Below are 23,992 nucleotides of genomic sequence, written 5' to 3'. Positions count from 1 at the left end.
ACATCAACGTTCCGCCATCCTGACAGGGGGTCCCTTTTGCGCGCCGATAAGGGGTCCCGTTTGCACGCCGATTGACAAATAGGGAATTCTCCGTATTTCCGGGATACCCTACGGCGGCGCATCAGCACAGTCGGAACGGCCGCCATTCCCCGACGGCCGGCTGGGACAGGACACAGGCCATGCTGGGCTTTATCGGCGATCACTACCCGCTTCTCGTCATCATCGGCATGGCCGCCTTTGCCGCCGTGCTCGCCGGCGTCAGCATTTCGGATTCGCTTTCCCGGCGGGACTGATCCTCCGGGCGCAGCGGTCAGTTGGACCATCGCGCCCAGATGGCGGTGGGCAACAGCAGCCCGCGCGCTTCCTCCCGCACGGCCAGTTCGCCCGCCTCGACCTTGCCCGGCAGGTCCGCAAAGGCCTGTGACAGCAGCTCACCGATCGCCAGCGCGGACATGCGCACGGCATAGACGGTGAGGAACAGGAAGCGGCTGTCCGCATCCAGCAGCGCCCGGCAATCGGCGATCAGCCTGGGCAGGTCTTCCTCCAGCCGCCACACCTCGCCATCGGGGCCGCGCCCATATTTGGGCGGGTCGAGCAGGATGCCATCATAGCGGCGGCCGCGCCGCACCTCGCGCGCGGTGAATTTCGCGGCGTCATCCACGATCCAGCGGATCGGACGATCGGCAAGGTCCGATAGATCGGCATTGGCACGCCCGGCCGCCACCGACTTCTTCGACGCATCGACATGCACCATCCGCGCACCCGCCGACGCCATGGCCAGCGTGCCGACGCCGGTATAGCCGAACAGGTTCATCACCTCCGGCTCGGCCTTGTCCGCCACCTTCTCCCGCATCCAGTTCCAGACCGGCGCCATGTCCGGGAAGAAGCCGAGATGGCGGAAGGGCGTGCAGCTCGCCTGGAAACGCACCGCGTCCCATGTCAGCGGCCAGCCTTCGGCCGGCACCGGGCGGTCATAATACCAGCGGCCGCCGCCATCTTCGTTCGATCCGGGGATGAACTCGCCGTCGGCGCTCCAGTCATCGGTCGCCGGCGCCCACATCGCCTGCGGCTCGGGCCGGATGAAGCGATAGCGGCCATAGCGTTCGAGCTTGCGCCCGTTGCCGCTGTCGATCAGGCCATAGTCGGGCCATGGCTCGCCGATCAGGGTCTGCAGCGGCGCCATGATCAGCCGCGCGGCGTCGCCCGCTCGGCGACATAGGCGGTGACCGCATCGAAGGTCGCGGGCAGGCGGACATAGGCTTCCTCCCGCGCGAACAGATCGCCCATGCGGGACGGCAGACCCGGGCGAATACCGGTCGCACGCTCCACCGCGTCGCGGAACTTAGCCGGATGCGCGGTCGCCAGCGTCACCACCGGGATGCCCGCGTCGATCACCACTTCGCGCGCCGCCGCCAGGCCGATGGCGCTGTGCGGATCGATCACCTGCCCCGCCGCGTCATGTGCCCAGCGCATCGCCTGGCCCATATCGTCCGCGTCGATCCGGGTGGAAGTGAAGAGGTCCGCCGCCGCTTCGCGCTGCGCATTGGTGAGGCGCATGGCTCGGCTCGCTTCGAAACCGCGCATCTGCTCGGCCAGCGCCAGACCGTCGCGCCCGCCGGCATCGAACAGCAGCCGCTCGAAATTGGAGCTGACCTGAATGTCCATGCTGGGCGTCGCCGTGGGCACGACCGTGCCCTGGCTGTAGTCGCCCTGCGACAGCGCGCGGTGCAGGATGTCGTTCACATTGGTGGCGACGATCAGCTTGGCGACCGGCAACCCCATGCGCGCGGCGACATAACCGGCGAACACATCGCCGAAATTGCCCGTGGGCACGGAAAAGGCGATCGGCCGGTCCGGCGCGCCCAGGCGCACGGCGGCGTAGAAATAATAGACCACCTGCGCCATCAGCCGCGCCCAGTTGATCGAGTTCACCGCCGACAGGTTGAAGCGGGTCGAAAAGGCGGGATCGTTGAACATCGCCTTCACCAACGCCTGCGCATCGTCGAAGCTGCCCTCGACGGCGATGTTGTAGACATTGGGCGAGCGCACCGTCGTCATCTGCCGCCGCTGCACGTCGGACACGCGGCCGTCGGGATGCAGCATGAAGATGTCGATCTTCTCGCGCCCCGCAACCGCGTCGATCGCGGCCGAACCGGTGTCGCCGGAGGTCGCGCCGACGATGGTCAGATGATCGTCGCGGCGCGACAGGAAACGCTCGAACAACTGGCCGAGCAACTGCAGCGCCACATCCTTGAAGGCGAGCGTGGGGCCATGGAACAGCTCCAGCAGCCAGTGGCGATGATCGAGCTGGACCAGCGGCGTCACCGCATCATGGCTGAACCGTCCATAGGCGGCCGTGCACAGCTCGCGCAGTTCCTCTTCGGAGAGGCTGCCCGCGACGAAAGGCGCCATCACCCGAACGGCGGTCTCGACATAGGAAAGCCCGGCCAGCGCGCCGATGTCCGCATAGGACATGGCCGGCCATTGTGCCGGCAGATACAGCCCGCCATCGGACGCCAGCCCCGCCAGCGTCACATCCTCGAACCCGAGCGCCGGTGCGCTCCCCCTGGTGCTCACATATTGCATGATCGAGCGGCCCTAGCGGCGACACGCGCAAACGGCAATGGATAAGGCGCGAAATGGGGTTTTATGGGCGGAGTGATGTGTGTGGAGGGACGGGTAACGAGCAGTAGCGGATCTTCATGGTCCCCTCCCGCTTGCGGGTGAGGGCTAAAAGTTGGCCGTCGCCTATCCACCCACTTTCGTCATCCCCGCGAAGGCGGGGAGCCATCTCCCATCAGAAAGCGCTGGATGCCTGGTCAGGAGATGGGTTCCCGCCTTCGCGGGAATGACGGAAGAATGATTTGCCATTCCCGCGCTGCCCTTTCACCCCTCGCGCGCATCCTCCTCCCGCCAGCGCTTGCGCAGCGCGAGGGCGTAGATCACCAGCGCGACGGCCGCGAAGAAGAACCATTGCACGGCATAGGCCAGATGGTTGTTGGGCACGTCATCCGGGCTGGGCGGCGCGGCGGGTTTGAGGTCGGGCGATGGCGTGCGGGCGATGAGCATCGGGCGGAGCGGCATCGCCTTGCCCGTCATGCGTGACAGCAGCGAGCGATGATCGGGTTCATCGGATATCCAGCCTTCCACCTGACCGCCCGTCCATGCCGGCTTCACGCCGGGGCGGGCGGCCACGCCTACGGCGACGAGCGCGCCCGGCCCTTCCGCCCCGGTCGCGCAATCGGCGATGGCGCGGTAGCCGGTGGAACCGTCGGCCGCATGGCCCGCTTCCTCGCGCCAGCCGACCACCCGCAGGCAGTGCAGCGAGGACGGGCGGAACAGCAACGCCGTGTCGACCGGGCCGAAACGCGGAAAGCTGACCGATGGCTTTGCCGGATTGGCGCGCAATTCGGCGAGCACGGCGGTCTTTTCGGCATGGCGGGACAGCTGCCAGACCCCAAGGCCGATCATGGTGGCGACAGCGGCGATGACGATCAGCGTCGCCAGCACGGGCAGGCGGCGGATCATGCGCCGGGCAGCAGCTTGTCAGTTTCGGCGTCGGGCTGGATCAACGTCCCCTCGCGCGCCTTGTTGCGATATTCCAGGATCAGCAACGCCCCCTTGGCCGCCCGCAACAACGCCACCACGGAAATCGTGACGATCGGCACCCAGAGGAGGATATGCACCCAGAAGGGCGGATGCACCTTCAACTCCAGCACCAGCGCCAGCGTGACGACGATGGCGCCGACGATCAGCGTCAGGAAGGCCGCCGGCCCATCCCCGACGTTGAACTGGCCATAGTCCAGCCCGCAGGCGCGGCAGCGGTCGGCGAAGCGCACGGTCGATGCGAACAGGGTCGGCGCGCCGCAGCGCGGGCAATCGCCACGCATCGCGGCAAGCGCAAGGGGGGTCGCCTGTACCGGCGGCGTGGTGTCGGTCTCAGCCATGTCTCGTCTCGGGATGTCTCATCTCGGGATGCCTCATCTCATGCATTGCCGACGCACCAGGGGTCCGGGCGCAGATCGGCCGGAGGTCCGGCAAGACCGGGTTTGGGAAAGCGTGTCTTGAAGGTGAAGGCATCCTGGCCGGGGCCGAAACGATCGAGCAGCCAGAGGCGCGACAGCCCGTCATTCACCGTTGGCACGCTGTTGGCGGGAACCCACCAGAGCGCCTGCCAGACCCCCTCGAACCGTTCGAAAGAGTCGCGGCGCCGCGCCATCACCGACATGTGGGCGCTGCGATAGACGAAATCGAACAGCGATTCGGCATCGGTCCATAGCGACATGTTCGGGATGAGCAGAGGATCGGGCGTCACCTGGATCGCGGTGGCGTTGCCGCCTTCGTCCTTCAGGCGCCAGACGAAACCGGGCGCGCTTTCCGCCAGCGCGTTGATCCGGTCCAGCGCCTCGAAAAATGGCGCCACACGGGGGTCCCCCTGTGGCGCCACCAATCTGCCGATGTTGATCTGGGCGAGGTGCCAGTCGCCTGGCCGCGCGTCCCCCGCCCCGTTCATGTCGATAATCGTCGCTTGCCTCAGCCGCCGTGGATCGGCGCGCCCCAGCCACCCCAGACATAGATGGCGGCGAAGAGGAACAGCCACACCACGTCGACGAAGTGCCAGTACCAGGCGGCCGCTTCGAAACCGAAATGCTGGCGGGGGGTGAAGTCGCCCTTATAGGCGCGGATGAGGTTGATGATCAGGAAGAGCGTGCCGACGATGACGTGGAAGCCATGGAAGCCGGTCGCCATGTAGAAGCCCGAGCTATAGGGGCTGCCGCCGAACGGGAACGGCGCATGGATATATTCATAGGCCTGGATAGACGAGAACAGCAGGCCCAGGATGATGGTGCACCACAGGCCCTTTTTCAGGCCGTCGCGATCGCCATGGATCAGCGCATGATGCGCCCAGGTGACGGTGGTGCCCGAGCAGACCAGGATCAGCGTGTTGAGCAGCGGCAGCTCGAACGCGTTCATCACCTCTATGCCCTTGGAGGGGAATGCGCCCTCGATCGGCGCGAGGGCCGAGGGGAAGAGCGAGAAGTCGAAAAAGGCCCAGAACCAGCCGACGAAAAACATCACTTCCGATGCGATGAACAGGATCATGCCGTAGCGCAGGTGCAACTGCACCACCGGGGTATGGTCGCCGGCATGGGCTTCGCGGATCACGTCGCTCCACCAGAAGAACATGGTGGAGAGCACGCCCGCAAGGCCCAGCAGGAAGATGGTGCCGCCCCATGCGCCCATGGCGTCGGGATGCATCCACGTGACCGCGCCGATCGCCATCACAAAAGCCGAGATCGAACCCATGAGGGGCCAGAAGCTTGGCGGAAGAATATGATAGTCGTGGTTCTTGGCGCCGGCCATGTCTCGTCTTCCCTCTTCGCGTATCGCTTTATGTCGTTATCCGGTCCTTAGCTCGCCTTCTTGCCGTTCTCAACCGGATAGAAGGTGTAGCTAAGGGTTATCTGCTGGACGTCCTTGTTATCGGCATCGTCAAGGATTTTGGGGTCCACATAATAGATCACAGGCATGCGCACCTCCTGCCCCGGCTGGAGGGTCTGCTGCGTGAAGCAGAAGCACTGGATCTTGGTGAAATAGGCGCCGGCCTGCAGCGGCGTGACGTTGAACGCCGCGGTGCCGGTCACGGGCTTGTCCGAAAGGTTTTTCGCCACGAAGATCGCCATGGTCCGCGCGCCGATGGTGACATTCTGCGTGCGCTGTTCGGGGCGGAACTGCCACGGCATGCCCGGGGCGATGTTCGAATCGAAGCGGATGGACATCATATGCCCCGTCGCGACCTTCACATGCGAAGCCGCCTCGGCCCGCTGGGTGGTGCCGCCATAGCCCGTCACCTGACAGAAGATGCGGTAGAGCGGCACGGACGCGAAGCCGAGCGCGAGCATGCCGGCGGCGAGCGACGCGCTGGCGATCAGGCTGCGGCGGTTGCGCGCGGCGACATCATGGAGGGGCGCGGTCGCCATCAGCTGCCCGAAATCTTGGCGATCGCGATCGCGTAGAACAGGATGACCAGCGCGCCGAGCAGCAGGCCGGTGACGATGGCGCGCGAGCGTTGGCGCGCCTGGATCTGCTTCTGCTCCTCGGGCGTCATGCGAGCAGCCCCCGGTCGACCACGACCGCGCCAAAGAGGATGAAGAGATAGAGGATCGAATATTTGAACAGGCGCCTTTCCGGCGCCATCCTGGCCGGATCGCTCTCCCGCCGCTGCGACACCTGGAAGGCGAAGACGGCGAAGAGCGCGGTGCAGGCAAAGGCGACAGTGCCATAAAAGGGCCCGGTCAGGTGCAGCAGCACCGGCGCCATCGCGGCGGCGGCCATGATCGCGGTGTAGAGCCAGATCTGGCGGCGGGTCGCCACTTCACCCGCCACCACGGGCAGCATCGGGATGCCGGCGCGGGCATAGTCCGTCTTCACGAACAGCGCGAGCGCCCAGAAATGCGGCGGCGTCCAGAAAAAGATCAGCGCGAACAACGCGATCGGCAGAGCGCTGACATCGCCCGTCACCGCGGCCCAGCCGATCACCGGCGGAAAGGCGCCGGCGGCGCCGCCGATGACGATATTCTGCGCGGTCCGGGGCTTCAGCCACATCGTGTAGACGATGACATAGAAGAGGATGGAGACCGCGAGGATGCCCGCCGCCAGCCAGTTGGTGGCAAGGCCGAGCAGGATCACCGAGAAGAAGGAGAGGCCGACGCCGAAATGCAGCGCCGACTGGCGATCCATGCGCCCGGCAGGCAAGGGCCGCTTCGCCGTGCGATTCATCAGCGCGTCGATATCCGCCTCATACCACTGATTGAGCGCGCCGGCGGCGCCTGCGCCCAGCGCGATGCAGAGAATGGCGGTAAAGCCCAGGATAGGATTGATATGGCCGGGCGCGGCGAGCAATCCGCACAGGCCTGTAAAGACGACCAGCGTCATCACCCGCGGCTTGGTGAGCGCAAGGAAATCCCGCCAGTCGGCGGGCATGGAGCGTGCGTCGTAGGTCGCGGTCGTCATGTCGTTTCCTGCCCTCTCGGTTGGCGGAGGGCTACAGGATCAAGGGCGAACCACCTGGCCCGCCCCCGATCTTCATACGGTGCCTCAGTGATGCGCGGCGGCGTCGATCACCGGCAGCGTTTCGAACTGGTGGAAGGGCGGCGGGCTGGACAGCGTCCACTCCAGCGTCGTTGCGCCTTCGCCCCACGGATTGCCTTCGGCCTTCTTGCCGGCAACCAGCGACCAGATGATGTTCACGAAGAAGATCAGCACGCCGACGGTCATGATCTCATAACCATGGCTGGCGACCGCGTTCCACTTCGCAAAGGCTTCCGGATAATCCGGGTAGCGGCGGGGCATGCCCGACAGGCCCAGGAAGTGCATCGGGAAGAACAGCACGTTCACGCCGACGAAGAACACCCAGAAGTGCAGGTGGCCCAGGAACTCGTTGTACATCCTGCCGCTGATCTTGGGGAACCAGTAGTAGAAGCCGGCGAACAGGCCGAACACCGCGCCCAGCGAGAGCACATAATGGAAGTGCGCGACCACATAATAGGTGTCGTGCAGCACGTCGTCCACGCCGCCATTGGCCAGCACGACGCCGGTCACGCCGCCCACGGTGAAGAGGAAGATGAAGCCCAGCGCCCAGACCATCGGGGTCTTGAAGCTGATCGACCCGCCCCAGATCGTCGCGATCCAGGAGAAGATCTTGATGCCGGTCGGCACCGCGATCACCATGGTCGCGGCGGTGAAGTACATCTTCACGTTCACGCTCATGCCGGTGGTGAACATGTGGTGCGCCCACACGACGAAGCCGACCACGCCGATCGCGACCATGGCATAGGCCATGCCGAGATAGCCGAAGACCGGCTTGCGGCTGAAGGTCGACACGATCTGGCTGACGATGCCGAAGCCCGGCAGGATCATGATGTACACTTCGGGATGGCCGAAGAACCAGAACAGATGCTGGTACAGCTCCGGATCGCCGCCGCCGGCGGCATCGTAGAAGGTCGTGCCGAAATTGCGGTCCGTCAGCAGCATGGTGATGGCGGCGGCCAGCACCGGCAGCGCGAGCAGCAGCAGGAACGCCGTGACCAGCACCGACCATACGAACAGCGGCATCTTGTGCAGGGTCATGCCCGGCGCGCGCATGTTGAGGATGGTGGTGATGAAGTTGATCGCGCCCAGGATCGAGCTGGCGCCGGCAAGGTGCAGCGACAGGATCGCGAGGTCGACGGCGGGGCCGGCCGAACCCGTGGTGGAAAGCGGCGCATAGACCGTCCAGCCCGTGCCCGCGCCGTTGCCCGTGCCGCCCGGCACGAAGGTCGAGGTGAGCAGCAGCAGGAAGGCCGGCACCGTCAGCCAGAAGCTGATATTGTTCATGCGCGGGAAGGCCATGTCCGGCGCGCCGATCATGATCGGCACGAACCAGTTGCCGAAGCCGCCGATCATCGCGGGCATGACCATGAAGAAGACCATGATCAGGCCGTGCGCGGTGATGAGCACGTTCCACAGATGATAGGCCTGGTCCATGGTTGCGGTGGGGCCGTCAGACCACATCGCCCAGGTGTGCAGATACTGGATGCCCGGCTGCGCCAGCTCGGCGCGCATCAGGCCCGAAATCGCACCGCCGATGATGCCGGCGGTGATCGCGAAGATCAGATAGAGGGTGCCGATGTCCTTGTGGTTCGTCGACATGAACCAGCGGGCGAAGAAGCCCGGCTTGTGATCGGCATCATGATGATCATGAGCATGGCCGCCATGAAAATCGTCATGTGTCGCGGTTGTGGTGGTCATGGCTGTCCTGCCCCTCCATCAAATCTTTGCGGGCGCGGCGGCGGGTGCCGGCGCGGCAGCGGTCTGGGCCGCCTTGCCCTTGGGATCGCCCCCCTGCGAGCGGACCCACTGGTCGAACTGCGCCGGCGGCAGCGCTTCGATCGCGATCGGCATGAAGCCGTGGCGGGCGCCGCACAGTTCGGAGCACTGGCCGTAATAGACGCCGGGCTTGTCGATCGTGAAGCTCTTCTCGTTCAGGCGGCCCGGCACGGCATCCATCTTCACCCAGAGCGAGGGCACGGCGAAGCTGTGGATCACGTCGGCGCCGGTGATGATGAGCTTGATCGGCTTGCCTGCGGGAAGAACCAGGCGATTGTCCGGCGCCAGCAGATAGGGCTCGCCATTGGCGGCGGCCTTTTCGGGCGGCAGCAGGTTCGAGACGAATTCGGGAATACCCTGGTCGGGATATTCATAGCCCCAGTACCACTGATAGCCCGTCACCTTGACGGTGATCGCATCCTTGGGCGCGGGCTTGTACTGGTCCGCCAGCAGGCCGAGCGACGGGATCGCGATGGCGAGCAGGATGAGCACCGGCGCCACCGTCCACACGATTTCGATCGCGGTGTTGTGCGATGTCTTCGACGGCACCGGATTGGCGGCACGGCGATAGCGGAACATCACCCAGAGCATCAGCAGCAGCACGAACACCGAGATGACGGTGATGATCGGCAGCAGCACGATGTCGTGAATCCAGCGGGCCTGGCGCCCGGTATCGGTGAACTGCTTCTGCAGCGTGAATTCGCCCGGCATCGGCATGCCGATGCCTAGGGTCGGCTTCATGCGCGGGGGCGCGGCGATCGTTGCGGCAGGCGCGGCTGCGGCGGCATTGGCCGATTCGGCGGGCGCTGCAGCATTGTCGGCGGCAGCGGGGGCAGAAGCTGCGGCGGCGGCATTGTCCTGCGCCATCGCAACCGTCGTGGGGGCAAGGGCAGGCGCGAAAGCCAGCAACCCGGCGAGAACAAGCGTCTTTACCATTTTCATAAGCGTCTCGATACCCCGTACCCCTCTGCGCCGTCGCGCCTCAAGCCGTGCGCATGTCAAACGCTGCGCCCTGGCTTCGCCCCCTTGGGCTGCGGCGGCTTATAGGCATGGTTATGCCAAGCCTCAAGCTTCTATAGGGCAATTTTCTTCGCTGTTGCAACGTGCTCCTGCGCCGCCTATCTGGCTGCCCGGACGACAGATCAAAAACGGGGGTGAGCAAGCAATGACGGATGAAGATGTTCTGGCCGAATTTCGGGCGGCTGGCGCACTGCTGGAAGGGCATTTCATCCTGTCTTCGGGCCGCCACAGCGCCAATTATCTGCAATGCGCCCGCGTCCTGATGAATGCCGAGCGCGCCGCCACGCTCGCGCGCGCACTCACGCAGCAGCTGCCGCGCGAACTGCGGCAGGAGATCGAGGTCGTGGTCTCGCCGGCGATGGGCGGCATCATCATCGGCCATGAAATGGGCCGCGCCCTGGGCGTCGACGCGCTGTTCCTGGAGCGCCCGGAAGGCACTTTTGAATTCCGGCGCGGCTTCGCCCTGAAGCCGGGGCAGAAGGTGCTGATGGTGGAAGATGTCGTCACCACCGGCCTGTCTTCGCGCCAGGCGATGGATTCGGTACGCGAGGCGGGCGGCATCGTCGTGGCGGAGGCCGCGCTGGTCGACCGGTCGGCGGGCGAGGCCGAACTGGGCGTGCCCTTCTACCCGCTCGTCAGCATCAACTTCCCGGTCTATGACGCCGATGCGCTGCCGCCCGAACTGGCCGCGATCCCCGCCGCCAAGCCGGGCAGCCGGAAGAACTGAGCGCGATGGTCCACCCGCTGCGCCTGGGCGTCAACATCGACCATGTGGCGACGATCCGCAATGCGCGGGGCGGCCTCTACCCCGATCCGATCCGCGCGGCCCTGGTCGCGCAGGAAGCGGGCGCGGACGGCATCACGGCGCATCTGCGCGAAGATCGCCGCCATATCGTGGACGAGGATATCGGCAAGCTGATCGGCGCGATCATGCTGCCGTTGAACATGGAAATGGCGGCGACCGAGGAAATGGTCGCCATCGCCCTGCGCCATCGCCCGCATGCCGCCTGCATCGTGCCCGAGCGGCGCGAAGAGGTGACGACCGAGGGCGGGCTCAACGCCGCCGGCCAGCATAATCACCTGAAACCCCTGATCGCGCGCCTCTCCGACGCGGGCATCCGCGTGAGCCTGTTCATCGAGCCCGACGCGCGCCAGATCGAAGCGGCGATCTCGCTGGGCGCGCCGGTGGTGGAGCTGCACACGGGCCGCTATGCCCATAGCGAGGGCGAAGCGCTGGCATCCGAGTTGCGCCGCATCGCCGATGCGGCGGCGCTGGCGACGAAGAACGGGATCGAGGTGCATGCCGGCCATGGCCTGACCTTCGACAATGTCGTGCCGATCGCCGCCATTCCGCAGATCGCCGAACTCAATATCGGCCATTTCCTGATTGCCGAGGCGATTTTCGACGGGCTGGGCCCGGTGGTGCAGCGGATGCGCACGCTGATGGATTCGGCACGGTGAACCGCCACGGACGAAAGGCGCGGCGATGATCGTCGGCCTTGGCTCCGACCTCTGCAATATCGAGCGTATCCAGAATTCGCTCGACCGGTTCGGCGAGCGCTTCGAGCAGCGCTGCTTCACCGATGTCGAGCGCACGAAGGCTGCGCGACGCCCCTTCACCAAGGCAGGCACGCTGGCCAAGCGCTTCGCCGCCAAGGAAGCCTTTTCAAAAGCCATCGGGACCGGATTTCGCGCCGGGGTGTTCATGAAGGATATCGGCGTCGTCAACAGCCCGTCCGGCGCCCCCACCCTCCATCTGGCGGGCGGCGCGCTGGCGCGGTTGCAGGCGCTGGTTCCGGCAGGCCACAGGCCCGTCATTCACCTGACGCTCACGGACGATCATCCATGGGCACAGGCATTTGTAATTATCGAGGCCTTGCCCCAATAAGGGTGTGCCACGCACCGACCGGCACGGGCTTTTCCGAGGACATATGACGACAGCGCAGATGGACAGCAACGAAAGCCCGGCAGTTCAGGACCCCGAAGCCGCAAAGACGCAGGTCGACTGGTGGGGGGAGATACGCAGCATCTTCGTCCTCATCCTGGCGGTGCTGGCGTTCCACAGCTTCGTGGCCAAGCCATTCTACATCCCGTCCGAATCGATGATGCCCGTGCTGCTGAAGGGCGATCGGCTGGTGGTGAGCAAATATCCCTATGGCTGGTCCTATGTGTCGCCCAGCTTCCACATGCTGCCCTTCATCTCCGGCCGGCTGTTGGGCAGCCTGCCCCGGCGCGGCGACATCGTCATCGCTTCCCCCGCCAACAAGCGGGAGGATTATATCAAGCGGGTCATCGGCCTGCCCGGCGACGTGATCGAAGTGCGCGCGGGGCAGATCGTGCTGAACGGCGTGCCCGTGCCGCAGCGGACGATGGCGCCGCTGCGCATCCCCGTCGACGCCAATGCCCCCTGCCCGCCCGAGCAGTTCCCCGGCGCGCTCATCCGCGACCGCGACGGCAAGAGCTGGTGCGAGCTGCCGGTGAAGCGCGAGACCCTGCCCAACGGCAAGAGCTACACCATCATCGACATCGGGCCCAGCGAGCTGGACTGGTACGGCCCCATCCGGGTGCAGCCCAATCACGTCTTCCTGATGGGCGACAATCGCGACAACAGCGCCGACAGCCGCGCCTCGCTGGCCGCCAACGGCCTTGGCGGGGCGGTGCCGTGGGAAGCGATCGGCGGCCGGGCGGAATTCATCACCTTCTCGCTGGACGGCACGGCCTCGCTCAATCCGCTGAGCTGGTTCGAAGCGTTGCGCGGCGGCCGCGCCGGCAGCAGCCTGCACCCGGCGACGGATGCCGCCGCGCAATGAGCGAGGCCGACGCCCATGTCGAGGCCCCCGGCCCGTCAGAGGTGCGCAGCCCACTGGTAAGGCAGGAACTGCAGCGCGCCGGCGTGTGGCTGGGCCTGGGCCTCGCGATCGCCCTGGTCGTGCTGCTGGTCCAGCCGATCATGCTGATCCTCGGCGCGCTGGTGCTGACCACGATGATGGACGGCGGCGCCCGCCTGCTGGGCCGGGTGCTCCCGATCAGCCGGGGCTGGCGCCTGACCATCGTGCTGATCGCCGCCGTGCTGTTCATGGCATGGACGATCTATCTCACCGGATCGAACCTTGCCGAGCAGGCGCAGGCGATGCGGGAGATCGTGGAGACGCAGGTCGCCCGCATCGGCGGCTGGGCGCAGCAGCTGGGCATCACGACGACGCCGGAGGATTTCAAGACGCTGGGCAGCCAGGCGCTGAGTTCGCTCGGCCGGGTGACGGCGGCCGTCAGCACCGCGGTCGGCGCGGTGACGAGCGGCGTGATGATGCTGGTGCTCGCCATCTTCATAGCCATCGAGCCCAAGCTATACGAGCGCGGTGTCGCGTGGATGCTGCCGATGGAAAGACGCGACAGCTTCTACGCCGTCGCCGACAAGATGGGCTGGACGCTGCGCCGGCTGATGGCCGGGCGACTGGTGGGCATGGCGGTGGAAGGCATCGGCACATGGCTGCTGCTGTGGGCCGGCGGCGTGCCGATGGCGGCGCTGCTGGGCGTGCTGACCGGCATCTTCGCCTTCCTGCCCAATATCGGGTCGATCATCTCGGGCGTGCTCATCATCCTCGTCGGCTTTTCCGGCGGGACGGATGTCGGGCTCTATGCCGTCGGCGTCTATCTGGCGGTGCAGATCGTCGACGGCTATCTGATCGTGCCGATGGTCGCCAAGCGCGCGACCGATCTGGCGCCCGCCCTGGTGCTGGGCGCGCAGATCCTGTTCGGGGCGCTGTTCGGCATCATGGGGCTGTTCCTGGCCGATCCGATCGTGGCGATGATCAAGGTCTATCTGGAGGAACGATCCAGGGCGAAAGCACCCTCCTCCACGATCCCGACGGAACGCTGAACCGTTGGGCGGCGGCGCCGGGCTTTCGCTGGTCTTCTATCTGGCGGCCGCGCTGTGCGAGATTGCGGGCTGCTTCGCCTTCTGGGCGTGGATGCGCATGGGCCGGTCGATGCTGTGGCTGGTCCCCGGCACCGCCAGCCTTGTCCTCTTCGCCTGGCTGCTGACGCGGGTCGACAGCCCGGCGGCCGGGCGCGCCTATGCGGCCTATGGCGGCATCTATATCCTGAGCGCAATCGGCTGGATGTGGGCGGCGGAGCATCTGCGGCCGGACAGATGGGATATGATCGGCGGGGCCTTATGCCTTGCCGGCGCGCTGGTGATCATCGCCGGGCCGCGCTGATCGGGGCGGACGGTCTTTTGGGGCATCGTGCGGCAACTGTCCCCGTTCGCCCCCCCGGATCAGGTCCGGGGCAGGCTCTGAGCAGGCTCAGCCTGAACGGAGAAATGCCGATCCCATCAAATCCGGATCGATCTCAGCCGAATCCGACGGCCCACGGGGCCCAGCCGGTCGGGCCGTTACGATCAGTTGGCGGGTGCCTGGGCGCCGCCGCCTGGGGCGCCCAGGCCGGCGGGGCCACCCATCATCTGCATCTGGCGCTGCATCGCCTCGATCTCCGCCTTCGACTTGAAGTCGAGCAGCTTGATGTCGAATTCCAGCGTCGAATTGGCCGGGATCGGGCCGGTCGCCTTGTCACCATAGCCAAGGCGCGGCGGGATCGACACATGATAGCTGCCGCCCTTCTTCATCCGAAGCAGCGCTTCGGAGAAGCCGGGCACCAGTCCGTCGACGGGAAGGGCGGCCTGCTCGCTCTGGTCGAACACCTTGCCGTCTTCCAGCTTGCCGACATAGGAGAGCAGGACGACATCGTCCTTGGTCGGGCTCGCGCCCGTGCCTTCCTTCACGATCTCGAAGCCCAGCGCGTCGATATGATCGACGCCGGCCCAGGCAAGGCCGCCCGCCGCCAGCGCCACGGCCGCGATACCAACCCAGAGTCGGGTCAGCGAACCCTTGGCGATAGGACGAAGGGGGACAGCCGTGGTCGACATGGGCGTTGCGCCTTATATGGAGACGGAAGAAAAGAGATGACCGGGGCGATCGGGACGCCCCGGCATGCGTCGGTTTTTACCGAACGCCGTCACGCTCGGCGCGCTTGCGCTCCAGCTTGCGGGCGCGGCGAATGGCGGCGGCCTTTTCGCGCGCACGCTTTTCCGACGGCTTCTCGTAATGACGGCGCAGCTTCATCTCGCGATACACGCCTTCACGCTGCAGCTTCTTCTTGAGCGCGCGCAGGGCCTGGTCGACATTGTTGTCGCGAACGATGATTTGCATAAGCCGGTCTTGCTCCAATTCCGTAATCGACGGTCGATTGGGCCGGGCAAAACTACCACCCGACACACCGGCCGAAAAACAATAAATAGGGGTCGCCGCAGACAGAGCCTGCGCCGCGTGGCAGGGCCAGTATCAGCAGAGTCGGCGAATTTCAAGAGCAAAGCCATGCGGCCCGGCTCGACACCCTGTCCGGACTGGCCGATAAGGGCACCATAAACAGAAATGGGAGAGACGCCATGGCAACGGCCCTGCATGCGCGGACGATGACCGACGCCGAACGGGAGGCACGGCAGCAGCTTGCCGCCTGCTACCGCATTTTCGACCGGCTGGGCTGGTCCGAACTCATCTACAACCACATCACCCTGCGGGTGCCGGGGGAGGACAATGCCTTCCTTATCAACCCGTTCGGCCTGCATTATCGGGAAGTCCGCGCTTCCAACCTGGTCAAGGTCGATATCGACGGCAATGTCCTCGACGGATCGCCCTACCCCATCAATCCGGCGGGCTTCACGCAGCACAGCCTGTTCCACCGGCATGTGCGGGACGCGCACTGCATCATCCATACCCATACGACCGCCGGCATGGCGGTGTCGGCCACGCGCGAGGGGCTGATGCCGACAAATTTCTACGCCGCCGCCTTTGCCGGGCGAATCGCCTATCATGATTTCGAGGGGGTCACGATCCGCGCGGAGGAAGGCAGCCGGCTGATCGGGAATCTGGGCGGGCATCGCATCATGATCCTGCGCAACCACGGCCTGCTGGTGATGGCCGAGACCCTGCCCAAGGCATTTCTGATGCACTGGATGCTGCAGCGCGCCTGCGAGATTCAGGTCGCCACCGGCGCCGCGGGCACCCCGGTCGAAATCCCGCCCGAGGTGATTGCCGTCCACCAGCGCGATCTTTCCGGCGTGCAGCTGCCCGGCGGGCCGGGCGCACCCGATTTCGCCGCGCTCGTCCGCCTGCTCGATGCGGAAGACCGAAGCTGGCGGGACTAGGGGCGCCCAGCCGAATCAACCGAAGCGATAGCCCGAGACCGTCCAGCCCATCACCACGCTGCGATGCTCCCGCACGGCGGCATCGTCGTCGCCGGCGCCCAGCGCCACCATCAGCGGCAGTAGATGCTCCTCGCGGGGATGGGCGTAGCGCGCATGGGGCAATGCCGCCCAGCGCACCACCCGGTCCGCACGGCGCGCGAGATCGGGGTCCGTCACGGCCGCCGTCAACGCATCGTCCCATGCCGCCGACGGGGCAACGACATGCGGGCCACGCTCACGCAGATTATGGAAGCTCATGCCGGAGCCGACGATCAGCACGCCCTCGTCCCGCAGCGGCGCCAGGGCGCGGCCCGCGCGGATATGGTCTGCAGGGTCGAGATCGCGCCGCAGCGAAAGCTGGGCGAGGGGAATGTCCGCGCCGGGCACCGCGACCTTCATCGGGATGAAGACGCCATGATCCCAGCCGCGCACGGCTTCCCGCCCGGTGGGGAAGCCGGCGGCCTCCAGCAGACCGGCGGCGCGGGCAGCGACATCCGGCGCGCCCGGCGCATCCCAGCGCAGCGCATAAGTATGCGGCGGAAAGCCATGATAGTCGAACAGCAGGCCGGGATGTTCGCCGACATGCACGGTGAAGTCCGGCATTTCCCAATGCCCGGAGACCAGCAGGATCGCACGTGGCCGCTCGGGCAGGGAGGCAACGATGCCGGCCAGATAATCCTGCATCGGCTGCCACATCGGGTCGCTGCTGGGCGTATCGGGCGCCGCCGGGTTCATGAAGAAGCAGGGGCCACCGCCATGGGGGATGAAAAGACTGGGGAGTTTCGTCATGCCGTCGACATGGCGGCTGTGCCGCATGATCTCAATCGCGTCGTTGGAAACGCAGGGTTCCGCCGCGCCGCGCGCTGGGCTACAGCCACCGCATGACGAACTTCACCGTCAATGATCGCCCCGTCCATTACCGCATGGACCCTGACACGCCGCTGCTGTGGGCGCTGCGCGACGCCTCCAACCTGACCGGCACGAAATATGGCTGCGGCACAGGCGATTGCGGCGCATGCACCGTCGATATCGACGGGGAGGCCGTGCGCAGCTGCATGATCACCATCGCCCAGGCGGAGGGGCGCTTCGTCACCACGATCGAAGCCCTGTCGCCCGATCGCAGCCATCCCGTGCAGCAGGCCTGGGTCGCGGAGAACCTGCCGCAATGCGGTTTCTGCCAGCCGGGCATGATCATGGCGGCTTCGGTGCTGCTGCGGAAGAACCGCGATCCGGCCGACGCGGAGATCGACAAGGCGATCACCAACATCTGCCGTTGCGGCACCTATCCCCGCATCCGCGCGGCGGTGAAGCGCGCCGCCCGCATCCTGCGCGGCGAGGAACAGATTGCCGCCGCGCCGCCACCGGGCATCGCCCCGGCCGATGCCGCCCGCGACATCCCCGCCCTGTCGCCGGGGCCCGCCGCAAGGCCCTGACCGGCGGCACGCCGCGTCAATGCAGATGCACGGCCGTATAAGGAATCTGGAAATAGGTGAGCCCGGCCTTCGCGATTCCCCCCGCCGTCGAGCGTGAGCGCTTGAAGAACAGTTCCTTGAAATCGATCCCGACGCCGAAGAACAGGTGCCGCCTGGGCTCAAGCCCCGCCGCGCGGTCCGCATTGGTGAAGTTCTCGCCATAATAGCCGGCGTGGAACTCCACGAAGCGCAGCGGACTGTTGCGCAGGGCGCCAAAACCCGAGGGGCGCAGCGCGAGCATGTAGCGCTGCTGCGCATAATGCCGCTTACCCTTGAAGGTGTAGATGTCCGCATTGGGCATCAGCAGCAGGCGGAAATCCAGCTTGTCCTCCAGCCCCGGCACCGATTGCCTGAGCGCCGAAAGCGCCGCGCCGGCGGTGTTGAAGATCACGTCCTGCGGCGAAAAGCCGCTCGACACCTTATGCGCGTCATATAGCTCGCTGTAGATCATGAGGCCGGAGGACAGCAGCGCGGCGGTCAGCGCGCCCGTCCCCTCCCCGCCGCCGGTCCGCTTCTGGATGCGCGACTGGAGATATTCGGTGATGACATAGGCGTTGAAGGCATGGGTCAGCTTGTCCACGCCCAGATTGGTGGTGTTCCTGCCGAACCAGCCTTCGTCCTGGAAATGGAAGGAGGTCGTCTCCTTGGTCACGATCAGCTGGGAAACGGTCATATAGGCAAAGACGCCGCCGACCTCCCATTTCACGGCATCGAACTGTGTCCCGAAGGAGGGCCGCCGGTCGTGCGGCGCCGGATCGGCCCTGCCGGGCGCGGGCGGGCCGTAAAGAACAGCCTCCGGCACCGGCGCCGTCGATTCGGCAAATGGCAGCTTCCCGCGGACACCCAGCGACGCGTCGATCGCCTGCAGGTCGCCCGGCGAGACGGCAAGCGCCCCGGCCGGCGCTTCCTCCCGTTCCTCCACATCGATGCTGTCGTCGCTCACCACGGCAAGGGTTTCAGCGGCAAGCGGCGGGGAGACCAGACCGCTTGAGATCAACAGGAGTGGCATGGATCGGCGGAGACATGATGGAAAGGATGCTCTGGAAAAGGCCCGCATTTCCACATCGTTCACCGACAATGAGCGCCTGGCAAACAGGCGAAGAGACAGAATATGACATTTCCGAGACAAACGGAAGCAAACGCGCGTCGACAGGCCCGGACTGGACGGGCGCAAACTGGACAGGCGCGAACTGGCAATCGACCGAAACAAAACTGTCATCTTCGCAAGACGGCGGCCCCCGCCGCCAATCCGTCGCCCTTTCCTTTCCCAATGCTGTCAGCCAGGTTCAGCCTCGGCTCATGGCGATTGCGGCAATACAGGGGCACAAGGCGCCGGAGCGGCGCCGATCGAGGACGAAGACGATGATGAGGAAGATCATTATTGCAGGGTTGCTGGCAGCGACGGCCATCGGTGCCGTTGCGCCCGCCGTGCAGGCCCAGCGCTGGGAGCGGGGCAATGATGGCAATGGCCGGCAGGACCGTGGCGGCGGCGAAGCACGCGGACAGCGCCCCGATGGCGGACAGCAGCGGCAGAGCTGGCGGGAACAGTGGAGCGCCCAGCAGCAACAGCGGAGCGACCGTCCCCAGCCGCAGGCCCAGGCCCAACGGCCACAGGCGCAACCGCAACCGCAGATGCAGGCCCCCCGCCCCGCCGCGCCGCGCGCCGAAGGCAACTGGCGCGATCGCGGCCAGACTCAATGGACCCAGCAGGCTCCGGTCCAGCAGCAGCAGAACGGCCGCGACCAGAACCGCGGCAACTGGCAGGGCGATCGCCGGGACACCCGGCAGGATTGGCGCAATGACCGCCAGGACGACCGCCGCAACTGGCAGGACAATCGCAGGGACGATCGCCAGAACAGCCGCCAGAACGATCGGCAGGGCTGGAGCAACGACCGGCGCGACGATCGCGGCGCCTGGCGCAACGATGGCCGCCGCATCGATTCCGCACAGCGCTGGTCCGACCAGCGGCGCTGGGACAATGGCTGGCGCAACGACCGCCGCTACGACTGGCGCAGCTATCGCTCGCGCTACGGCAATGTCTATCGGCCGGGCCGCTATTATGCGCCGCGGGGCTGGAGCTATGGCTATCGCTCCTTCTCGATCGGCGTGTACCTGAACAGCCTGCTCTATGCGAACAGCTACTGGCTGGACGATCCATGGCAGTACCGCCTGCCGCCGGCCTATGGCACGCTGCGCTGGGTCCGCTATTATGACGATGCGCTGCTGGTGGACATTCGCGACGGCTATGTCGTCGACGTGATCCGCGACTTCTTCTGGTAAGCGGCACGCGGCATTCGACATCGGCTTCCTGGACTGGCCTTCAGGAACGACTGGACCCGGGGTGGCGACACTCCGGGTTCCTTTGACCGAATTCCTTTGGCCGGGTTCCTTTGGCCGGGTTTCCTTGGCCAGACTATTTTGCATTGCTCCGCGCCAGCCGCTTTGGCAGGGAAAGCGCCATGATGCAGACTGACTATCCCGACGACGGCGGCGTCGCTTCCGCCCATCGCGCAGCCATCGGCCATGGCGTGCGCAAGCGGCTTGAGGGCAATCCGATGGTCAGCCGGATCGACGCGCCCCATCTCGACATCTATGGCCGCCATGCCTTTCTGAGCCCGCAGGAATGCGCCGTGCTGCGAGCGCAGATCGATGCGGGCGCAAAACCCTCCACCCTGTTCTCGGGCAGCTCCAATCCCGAATATCGCACCAGCAGCAGCTGCAACCTCAGCCCCTGGGACCCGGTGGTGGAGGGCATCACCGCGCGGATCGTCGCGATGCTGGGCGTCGACGCCGCCAATGGCGAAACCCTTCAGGGCCAGCGCTATGAAGCGAGCCAGGAATATCGCCCCCATTGCGACTATTTCCCGGTGACTGCCGACTATTGGCCGGCGATGCGCAAGAGCGGCGGGCAGCGTTGCTGGACGGCGATGATCTACCTCAACACCGTGGAGGAAGGCGGCGAGACCCATTTCCTGCAAAGCGAGTTCATGGTGCCCCCGCGGGAGGGGATGATCCTCGTCTGGAACAATCTGGACCGCGAGGGCGCGCCAAACCGCTTCAGCCTGCACGCCGCGCGGCCGGTGGTGGCGGGCACGAAATATGTCGTCACCAAATGGTTCCGCGAGCGCCCCTGGACCCCCTGATCCGGGCGGAACCCGCCGCCGGCCTGTCTGCGCGACTGTTACACTTTACGACAACCCTGTCGCGAAGCTGACTGCGCCATTCCCCCGCCGTTCAGAACCAAAGCGACATAAGGGCGTTGTCGGCACGGGCAGCCCCGATGGAGCAACCGTTCGACAAGGACATTTCGACAGGGACATTGGCCGTTCGACAAGAACCGCACGGCCCCCAATTGGTAACTGGAGACAGATTATGCGTAAGATCATCACCCTGGCTCTGCTCGCCGCCACCGCCTTTCCGGCCGCGGCCATGGCCCAGTCTGCGGGCGAACTGCGGCGCGATAACCGCGACGTCCGCCAGGAACAGCGCGAACTGCGCGACGCAAAGCGCTATGGCGACCGTCGCGACGTGCGCGAGGAACGCCGCGACGTCCGCGACGCAAAGCAGGAACGTCGCGAGGACTGGCGCGATTATCGCCAGGGCCACCGGACGGTCTATGCACGCGGCAACTGGCGCGCGCCCTTCCGCTATCAGGCATGGAATGCCGGCGCCCGCCTGCGCCCGGCCTATTATGGCTCGCGCTACTATATCACCGACTATCCGCGCTATCGCCTGCCCGCGCCCGGCAACAACCTGCGCTATATCCGGCACTATGACGACGTGCTGCTGGTGAATGTGCGCAGCGGCGTGGTGGTGAGGGTCTACCGCAGCTTCTTCTGGTAAGCCGCCCGGCGCCGCCATCGGCGCCGACAGCGGACATGGAAACGGCCCCGGAGCGGGAAAGGCTCCGGGGCCGTCTTCTATCGCACTATCCCCATGGTTACGCTGGCCCGCAGTCATGCCGGCCCCGTGGCCGCGCCGGCCGTTGCCAGCACGGCGCGGCCGATGATTGCCCGTGGGCGCATCATCAGTCCGAAAGGGGATGGACCATCATCGCCAACGCATTCGGGGGCTTACGGTTCCCCGATTGCCCGGCGTTCCGGCGCCTTCGCCGCACGGCCTGGCGCCAGCGACGAGGCCCCGCCTGTCAGGCCGCCGCGGCCAGCGCCTCGGCGATCAGACGGCGGCTGTTCCCGATCCCGTAGAGCGCGATGAAGCTACCCATGCGCGGCCCCTGATCGGCGCCCAGCAGGGTCTGGTAGAGCGCCTTGAACCAGTCGCGCAGTTCGGCAAAGCCGAAAGCCTCGTCCTTGCCGATGGCATAGACGATATTCTGGATATCCTCGGCGCTCGCATCGACGGGCAGCGCCGCCAGTTCCGCGTCCAGCCGGCGCAGCGCCGCCGCTTCGCTTTCCGTCGGCGCGCGGCGCTTGAGCGTCGGCGCCACGAAATCGCGGTGATAGGCAAGGGCGTGGCCGATCAGCGCATCCAGCTCGGGATGCGCCTCGGGCGAAGCATCCACGACATAGTTGCGCAGATAACCCCACACCTGATCGCGAGTGGCATCGCCCATCACGCCCACCAGATTCAGCAACAGGCCGAAGGTGACGGGCAGCTTGCCATCGGGCAGCCCGCCGTCATGGATGTGGTGGACGGGGTTGCCCAGCTTCTGCTCGACGGCCTGTGCCGGATAATTGCCCCGGAACTGCCAATATTCGTCCACCGCGCGCGGGATGACGCCCATGTGCAGCTGCTTGGCCTTCTTGGGCTCGCGATAGGCGTAGAAGGCGAGGCTTTCCTGCGGGCCATAGGTCAGCCACTGTTCCAAGGTCAGGCCATTGCCCTTGGACTTGGAGATCTTCTCGCCCTTTTCGTCCAGGAACATCTCGTAATTGAAGCCCTCGGGCGGGCGGCCGCCCAGCGCACGGCAGATGCGGGAGCTTTGCGTGACCGAATCGATCAGGTCCTTGCCCGCCATCTCATAATCCACGCCCAGCGCGACCCAGCGCATCGCCCAGTCGACCTTCCACTGCAGCTTGGCGCCGCCCGACAGGATGGACTGTTCGATGGTCTCGCCTTCATCCACGAAGCGGACGAGCCCGGCATCGGCATCCACCACCTCGACCGGCACCTGCAGCACGATGCCGCTCTTCGGACTGATCGGCAGCACCGGCGAATAGGTCGCCTGCCGCTCCTTGCGGAGCGTGGGCAGCATGATGTCCATGATGTCCTGATAATGGCGCAGGACGAGGCGCAGCGTGTCGTCGAACGCGCCGGCGCGATAACGCTCGGTCGCCGACACGAACTCATAGTCGAAACCGAAACGGTCGAGGAAATCGCGCAATATCGCGTTGTTGTGATGCGCGAAGCTCTCATATTTCCCGAACGGATCGGGCACCTGGGTCAGCGGCTTGCCCAGATGTTCGGCCAGCATCGCGCCGTTGGGCACATTGTCCGGCACCTTGCGCAAGCCGTCCATATCGTCCGAAAAGGCGATCAGGCGGGTGGGCACGTCGGACAATGCGTGGAAGGCATTGCGCACCATCGTCGTGCGCAGCACTTCGTTGAAGGTGCCGATATGCGGCAGGCCCGAGGGACCATAGCCGGTCTCGAACAGCACATGGCCTTTCTCCGGCGCGCCACCGCTCGCGATCTGCGGATAGCGCTTCAGCAGCTTGCGCGCTTCCTCATAGGGCCAGGCCTTGGAGGCGAGCGCGGCATCGCGCAGGGAGGGGGTATCGGTCATGGCGGTTCGCTTGTCGCTTTTCAGGAGAAGGCACGCCCTTAGCGGCACATCGCCCGCTGTTTAAGCCCTTTTGCCGATATCGGGCAAAATCAGCGTAACACTGCCGCGCAGTTACCGCTCTGTTAACCCTGTCATGTCAATATCGTAACGAGGAAGGACAGGGATCAGGACCATGACGATTCAGCGCAGGCGCGAGCGGACCACCGTCGATATCGCCATCACCGTAACGACGGTTCTCGATTCGCTACCGGCGACGATCACCGACCTCAACGAATTCGGCGCGAAGATCGAAGGCGCGGCGCTGGCCGAGGGCACCCGCTTCCAGATCGACGTGGACGGGCATGATGTCTTCGGCATCGTCCGCTGGGCGGAGGTGGACCGCATGGGCGTGTTCTTTCCCTTCGGCATCGAAGGCAGCCCGCTGGCCCAGGCGCTGGAAATGGCGCAGGTCGTGCCCGCACAAACCGCCATGCGCGCGTCGGCCATGCCCATGCGCCCCGCCAGCGCCGCAGCCCTGGCCCCGGCACCGCGCGGCTTTGGCCGCCGGAGCAACTGACCGGCCGGCACGCGCCGGTTCACATACACACGCGGATTTCCACGCAAAAGGGTTTCCCCTTTGTTCCCACATCCCTAAGACGGTGAGGT

The 23,992-nt window shown here is 65.8% G+C and carries 28 protein-coding genes; 12 read left to right on the top strand and 16 right to left on the bottom strand.

Annotated features, from left to right (window positions below; genetic code table 11):
• Positions 1 to 310: 310 nt before the first annotated feature.
• The 11 genes from WFP78_RS03945 to coxB all read right to left on the bottom strand — a co-directional run bounded on the left by WFP78_RS03945 (position 311) and on the right by coxB (position 9,810).
• The gene (locus tag WFP78_RS03945; RefSeq protein WP_336958844.1) at positions 311 to 1,183 is read right to left on the bottom strand and encodes a class I SAM-dependent methyltransferase; all 873 of its coding nucleotides are present in this window, start codon (positions 1,181 to 1,183) and stop codon (positions 311 to 313) included.
• 2 nt (positions 1,184 to 1,185) lie between these two features.
• On the bottom strand, positions 1,186 to 2,586 hold the full coding sequence (gene thrC / locus WFP78_RS03940; RefSeq protein ID WP_336958842.1) for a threonine synthase: 1,401 nt from the start codon (positions 2,584 to 2,586) through the stop codon (positions 1,186 to 1,188).
• 300 nt (positions 2,587 to 2,886) lie between these two features.
• The gene (locus tag WFP78_RS03935) at positions 2,887 to 3,528 is read right to left on the bottom strand and encodes an SURF1 family protein (protein WP_336958840.1); all 642 of its coding nucleotides are present in this window, start codon (positions 3,526 to 3,528) and stop codon (positions 2,887 to 2,889) included.
• Positions 3,525 to 3,947: a DUF983 domain-containing protein gene (locus tag WFP78_RS03930; protein WP_336958838.1), complete on the bottom strand. Its 423-nt coding sequence runs from the start codon at positions 3,945 to 3,947 to the stop codon at positions 3,525 to 3,527. Before WFP78_RS03930 ends, WFP78_RS03935 begins: the two co-directional genes overlap by 4 nt.
• Positions 3,948 to 3,985: 38 nt before the next feature.
• Positions 3,986 to 4,513: a DUF3291 domain-containing protein gene (locus tag WFP78_RS03925; protein ID WP_336958836.1), complete on the bottom strand. Its 528-nt coding sequence runs from the start codon at positions 4,511 to 4,513 to the stop codon at positions 3,986 to 3,988.
• Positions 4,514 to 4,533: 20 nt separating this feature from the next.
• Positions 4,534 to 5,364, bottom strand: a complete 831-nt coding sequence (locus WFP78_RS03920; protein WP_336958834.1) for a cytochrome c oxidase subunit 3 — start codon at positions 5,362 to 5,364, stop codon at positions 4,534 to 4,536.
• Between the two features lie 47 nt (positions 5,365 to 5,411).
• The gene (locus tag WFP78_RS03915; protein ID WP_336958832.1) at positions 5,412 to 5,981 is read right to left on the bottom strand and encodes a cytochrome c oxidase assembly protein; all 570 of its coding nucleotides are present in this window, start codon (positions 5,979 to 5,981) and stop codon (positions 5,412 to 5,414) included.
• Positions 5,981 to 6,109 carry a hypothetical protein gene (locus tag WFP78_RS03910; protein WP_336958831.1) on the bottom strand — a complete coding sequence of 43 codons (129 nt, stop codon included), beginning with the start codon at positions 6,107 to 6,109 and terminating at the stop codon, positions 5,981 to 5,983. Before WFP78_RS03910 ends, WFP78_RS03915 begins: the two co-directional genes overlap by 1 nt.
• Entirely contained in the window at positions 6,106 to 7,014 is a 909-nt protein-coding gene (locus WFP78_RS03905) for a heme o synthase (protein ID WP_336958828.1), read from the bottom strand. The genes WFP78_RS03910 and WFP78_RS03905 overlap by 4 nt, the downstream gene beginning before the upstream one ends.
• An 84-nt stretch (positions 7,015 to 7,098) precedes the next feature.
• Positions 7,099 to 8,790, bottom strand: coding sequence for a cytochrome c oxidase subunit I (gene ctaD, locus WFP78_RS03900; RefSeq protein WP_336958826.1), 1,692 nt, complete (start codon positions 8,788 to 8,790; stop codon positions 7,099 to 7,101).
• Positions 8,791 to 8,808: 18 nt separating this feature from the next.
• On the bottom strand, positions 8,809 to 9,810 hold the full coding sequence (gene coxB, locus WFP78_RS03895; protein ID WP_336958824.1) for a cytochrome c oxidase subunit II: 1,002 nt from the start codon (positions 9,808 to 9,810) through the stop codon (positions 8,809 to 8,811).
• A gap of 223 nt (positions 9,811 to 10,033) precedes the next feature.
• On the opposite strand from coxB, the gene pyrE reads away from it, so the two are divergent.
• The 6 genes from pyrE to WFP78_RS03865 are packed head-to-tail and all read left to right on the top strand — an operon-like array spanning position 10,034 to position 14,105.
• Entirely contained in the window at positions 10,034 to 10,615 is a 582-nt protein-coding gene (gene pyrE, locus WFP78_RS03890) for an orotate phosphoribosyltransferase (RefSeq protein WP_336958822.1), read from the top strand.
• Between the two features lie 5 nt (positions 10,616 to 10,620).
• Positions 10,621 to 11,349 (top strand): pyridoxine 5'-phosphate synthase, encoded by a 729-nt coding sequence (locus WFP78_RS03885; protein ID WP_336958821.1) that lies wholly within the window; start codon positions 10,621 to 10,623, stop codon positions 11,347 to 11,349.
• Positions 11,350 to 11,374: 25 nt separating this feature from the next.
• Complete coding sequence (acpS, locus tag WFP78_RS03880; protein ID WP_336958818.1) at positions 11,375 to 11,776, top strand: holo-ACP synthase; 402 nt, start codon at positions 11,375 to 11,377, stop codon at positions 11,774 to 11,776.
• A gap of 58 nt (positions 11,777 to 11,834) precedes the next feature.
• Positions 11,835 to 12,698: a signal peptidase I gene (gene lepB, locus WFP78_RS03875; protein WP_336958923.1), complete on the top strand. Its 864-nt coding sequence runs from the start codon at positions 11,835 to 11,837 to the stop codon at positions 12,696 to 12,698.
• Complete coding sequence (locus tag WFP78_RS03870) at positions 12,695 to 13,765, top strand: AI-2E family transporter (RefSeq protein ID WP_336958816.1); 1,071 nt, start codon at positions 12,695 to 12,697, stop codon at positions 13,763 to 13,765. Before lepB ends, WFP78_RS03870 begins: the two co-directional genes overlap by 4 nt.
• Positions 13,766 to 13,769: 4 nt before the next feature.
• Complete coding sequence (locus WFP78_RS03865; RefSeq protein ID WP_336958814.1) at positions 13,770 to 14,105, top strand: YnfA family protein; 336 nt, start codon at positions 13,770 to 13,772, stop codon at positions 14,103 to 14,105.
• Between the two features lie 182 nt (positions 14,106 to 14,287).
• Here the strand turns inward: WFP78_RS03865 and WFP78_RS03860 are convergent, their stop codons facing one another.
• The gene (locus WFP78_RS03860; RefSeq protein WP_336958812.1) at positions 14,288 to 14,812 is read right to left on the bottom strand and encodes an FKBP-type peptidyl-prolyl cis-trans isomerase; all 525 of its coding nucleotides are present in this window, start codon (positions 14,810 to 14,812) and stop codon (positions 14,288 to 14,290) included.
• A 76-nt stretch (positions 14,813 to 14,888) separates the two neighbouring features.
• The gene (gene rpsU / locus WFP78_RS03855; RefSeq protein ID WP_184069128.1) at positions 14,889 to 15,095 is read right to left on the bottom strand and encodes a 30S ribosomal protein S21; all 207 of its coding nucleotides are present in this window, start codon (positions 15,093 to 15,095) and stop codon (positions 14,889 to 14,891) included.
• Between the two features lie 236 nt (positions 15,096 to 15,331).
• On the opposite strand from rpsU, the gene WFP78_RS03850 reads away from it, so the two are divergent.
• Positions 15,332 to 16,090 (top strand): class II aldolase/adducin family protein, encoded by a 759-nt coding sequence (locus tag WFP78_RS03850; RefSeq protein WP_336958807.1) that lies wholly within the window; start codon positions 15,332 to 15,334, stop codon positions 16,088 to 16,090.
• Positions 16,091 to 16,105: 15 nt separating this feature from the next.
• On the opposite strand, the gene WFP78_RS03845 is transcribed toward WFP78_RS03850, so the two are convergent.
• Entirely contained in the window at positions 16,106 to 16,945 is an 840-nt protein-coding gene (locus WFP78_RS03845) for a DODA-type extradiol aromatic ring-opening family dioxygenase (protein WP_419722905.1), read from the bottom strand.
• Between the two features lie 65 nt (positions 16,946 to 17,010).
• On the opposite strand from WFP78_RS03845, the gene WFP78_RS03840 reads away from it, so the two are divergent.
• Positions 17,011 to 17,562, top strand: a complete 552-nt coding sequence (locus WFP78_RS03840; RefSeq protein WP_336958805.1) for a (2Fe-2S)-binding protein — start codon at positions 17,011 to 17,013, stop codon at positions 17,560 to 17,562.
• 16 nt (positions 17,563 to 17,578) lie between these two features.
• Here the strand turns inward: WFP78_RS03840 and WFP78_RS03835 are convergent, their stop codons facing one another.
• Positions 17,579 to 18,598: a DUF2279 domain-containing protein gene (locus tag WFP78_RS03835; protein ID WP_336958803.1), complete on the bottom strand. Its 1,020-nt coding sequence runs from the start codon at positions 18,596 to 18,598 to the stop codon at positions 17,579 to 17,581.
• A 365-nt stretch (positions 18,599 to 18,963) separates the two neighbouring features.
• Here WFP78_RS03835 and WFP78_RS03830 point away from each other — a divergent pair, with 365 nt between their 5' ends.
• The 3 genes from WFP78_RS03830 (at position 18,964) to WFP78_RS03820 (ending at position 21,444) form a co-directional block, all read left to right on the top strand.
• Positions 18,964 to 19,881 carry an RcnB family protein gene (locus tag WFP78_RS03830; RefSeq protein ID WP_336958801.1) on the top strand — a complete coding sequence of 306 codons (918 nt, stop codon included), beginning with the start codon at positions 18,964 to 18,966 and terminating at the stop codon, positions 19,879 to 19,881.
• Between the two features lie 182 nt (positions 19,882 to 20,063).
• Positions 20,064 to 20,744, top strand: a complete 681-nt coding sequence (locus WFP78_RS03825; protein WP_419722912.1) for a prolyl hydroxylase family protein — start codon at positions 20,064 to 20,066, stop codon at positions 20,742 to 20,744.
• A gap of 229 nt (positions 20,745 to 20,973) precedes the next feature.
• Positions 20,974 to 21,444: an RcnB family protein gene (locus tag WFP78_RS03820; RefSeq protein ID WP_336958796.1), complete on the top strand. Its 471-nt coding sequence runs from the start codon at positions 20,974 to 20,976 to the stop codon at positions 21,442 to 21,444.
• Between the two features lie 304 nt (positions 21,445 to 21,748).
• Here WFP78_RS03820 and WFP78_RS03815 read toward each other — a convergent pair whose 3' ends face one another.
• A complete protein-coding gene (locus tag WFP78_RS03815) occupies positions 21,749 to 23,347 on the bottom strand; it encodes a lysine--tRNA ligase (RefSeq protein ID WP_336958795.1) in 1,599 nt (532 codons plus the stop codon).
• 172 nt (positions 23,348 to 23,519) lie between these two features.
• On the opposite strand from WFP78_RS03815, the gene WFP78_RS03810 reads away from it, so the two are divergent.
• Positions 23,520 to 23,903, top strand: coding sequence for a PilZ domain-containing protein (locus WFP78_RS03810; protein WP_336958793.1), 384 nt, complete (start codon positions 23,520 to 23,522; stop codon positions 23,901 to 23,903).
• Positions 23,904 to 23,992: the final 89 nt, after the last annotated feature.

This window comes from Sphingobium aquiterrae (assembly GCF_037154135.1).
Classification (GTDB): domain Bacteria; phylum Pseudomonadota; class Alphaproteobacteria; order Sphingomonadales; family Sphingomonadaceae; genus Sphingobium; species Sphingobium aquiterrae.
This window is presented reverse-complemented; position numbering and strand designations above follow the sequence as displayed.

What these genes read in the sequence shown, in the direction of transcription:
- WFP78_RS03945 (WP_336958844.1), bottom strand. Translation starts at nt 1,183, where the DNA reads ATGGCGCCGCTGCAGACCCTGATCGGCGAGCCATGGCCCGACTATGGC.
- thrC (WP_336958842.1), bottom strand. Translation starts at nt 2,586, where the DNA reads ATGCAATATGTGAGCACCAGGGGGAGCGCACCGGCGCTCGGGTTCGAG.
- WFP78_RS03935 (WP_336958840.1), bottom strand. Translation starts at nt 3,528, where the DNA reads ATGATCCGCCGCCTGCCCGTGCTGGCGACGCTGATCGTCATCGCCGCT.
- WFP78_RS03930 (WP_336958838.1), bottom strand. Translation starts at nt 3,947, where the DNA reads ATGGCTGAGACCGACACCACGCCGCCGGTACAGGCGACCCCCCTTGCG.
- WFP78_RS03925 (WP_336958836.1), bottom strand. Translation starts at nt 4,513, where the DNA reads ATGAACGGGGCGGGGGACGCGCGGCCAGGCGACTGGCACCTCGCCCAG.
- WFP78_RS03920 (WP_336958834.1), bottom strand. Translation starts at nt 5,364, where the DNA reads ATGGCCGGCGCCAAGAACCACGACTATCATATTCTTCCGCCAAGCTTC.
- WFP78_RS03915 (WP_336958832.1), bottom strand. Translation starts at nt 5,981, where the DNA reads ATGGCGACCGCGCCCCTCCATGATGTCGCCGCGCGCAACCGCCGCAGC.
- WFP78_RS03910 (WP_336958831.1), bottom strand. Translation starts at nt 6,109, where the DNA reads ATGACGCCCGAGGAGCAGAAGCAGATCCAGGCGCGCCAACGCTCGCGC.
- WFP78_RS03905 (WP_336958828.1), bottom strand. Translation starts at nt 7,014, where the DNA reads ATGACGACCGCGACCTACGACGCACGCTCCATGCCCGCCGACTGGCGG.
- ctaD (WP_336958826.1), bottom strand. Translation starts at nt 8,790, where the DNA reads ATGACCACCACAACCGCGACACATGACGATTTTCATGGCGGCCATGCT.
- coxB (WP_336958824.1), bottom strand. Translation starts at nt 9,810, where the DNA reads ATGAAAATGGTAAAGACGCTTGTTCTCGCCGGGTTGCTGGCTTTCGCG.
- pyrE (WP_336958822.1), top strand. Translation starts at nt 10,034, where the DNA reads ATGACGGATGAAGATGTTCTGGCCGAATTTCGGGCGGCTGGCGCACTG.
- WFP78_RS03885 (WP_336958821.1), top strand. Translation starts at nt 10,621, where the DNA reads ATGGTCCACCCGCTGCGCCTGGGCGTCAACATCGACCATGTGGCGACG.
- acpS (WP_336958818.1), top strand. Translation starts at nt 11,375, where the DNA reads ATGATCGTCGGCCTTGGCTCCGACCTCTGCAATATCGAGCGTATCCAG.
- lepB (WP_336958923.1), top strand. Translation starts at nt 11,835, where the DNA reads ATGGACAGCAACGAAAGCCCGGCAGTTCAGGACCCCGAAGCCGCAAAG.
- WFP78_RS03870 (WP_336958816.1), top strand. Translation starts at nt 12,695, where the DNA reads ATGAGCGAGGCCGACGCCCATGTCGAGGCCCCCGGCCCGTCAGAGGTG.
- WFP78_RS03860 (WP_336958812.1), bottom strand. Translation starts at nt 14,812, where the DNA reads ATGTCGACCACGGCTGTCCCCCTTCGTCCTATCGCCAAGGGTTCGCTG.
- rpsU (WP_184069128.1), bottom strand. Translation starts at nt 15,095, where the DNA reads ATGCAAATCATCGTTCGCGACAACAATGTCGACCAGGCCCTGCGCGCG.
- WFP78_RS03850 (WP_336958807.1), top strand. Translation starts at nt 15,332, where the DNA reads ATGGCAACGGCCCTGCATGCGCGGACGATGACCGACGCCGAACGGGAG.
- WFP78_RS03845 (WP_419722905.1), bottom strand. Translation starts at nt 16,945, where the DNA reads ATGCGGCACAGCCGCCATGTCGACGGCATGACGAAACTCCCCAGTCTT.
- WFP78_RS03840 (WP_336958805.1), top strand. Translation starts at nt 17,011, where the DNA reads ATGACGAACTTCACCGTCAATGATCGCCCCGTCCATTACCGCATGGAC.
- WFP78_RS03830 (WP_336958801.1), top strand. Translation starts at nt 18,964, where the DNA reads ATGATGAGGAAGATCATTATTGCAGGGTTGCTGGCAGCGACGGCCATC.
- WFP78_RS03825 (WP_419722912.1), top strand. Translation starts at nt 20,064, where the DNA reads ATGCAGACTGACTATCCCGACGACGGCGGCGTCGCTTCCGCCCATCGC.
- WFP78_RS03820 (WP_336958796.1), top strand. Translation starts at nt 20,974, where the DNA reads ATGCGTAAGATCATCACCCTGGCTCTGCTCGCCGCCACCGCCTTTCCG.
- WFP78_RS03815 (WP_336958795.1), bottom strand. Translation starts at nt 23,347, where the DNA reads ATGACCGATACCCCCTCCCTGCGCGATGCCGCGCTCGCCTCCAAGGCC.
- WFP78_RS03810 (WP_336958793.1), top strand. Translation starts at nt 23,520, where the DNA reads ATGACGATTCAGCGCAGGCGCGAGCGGACCACCGTCGATATCGCCATC.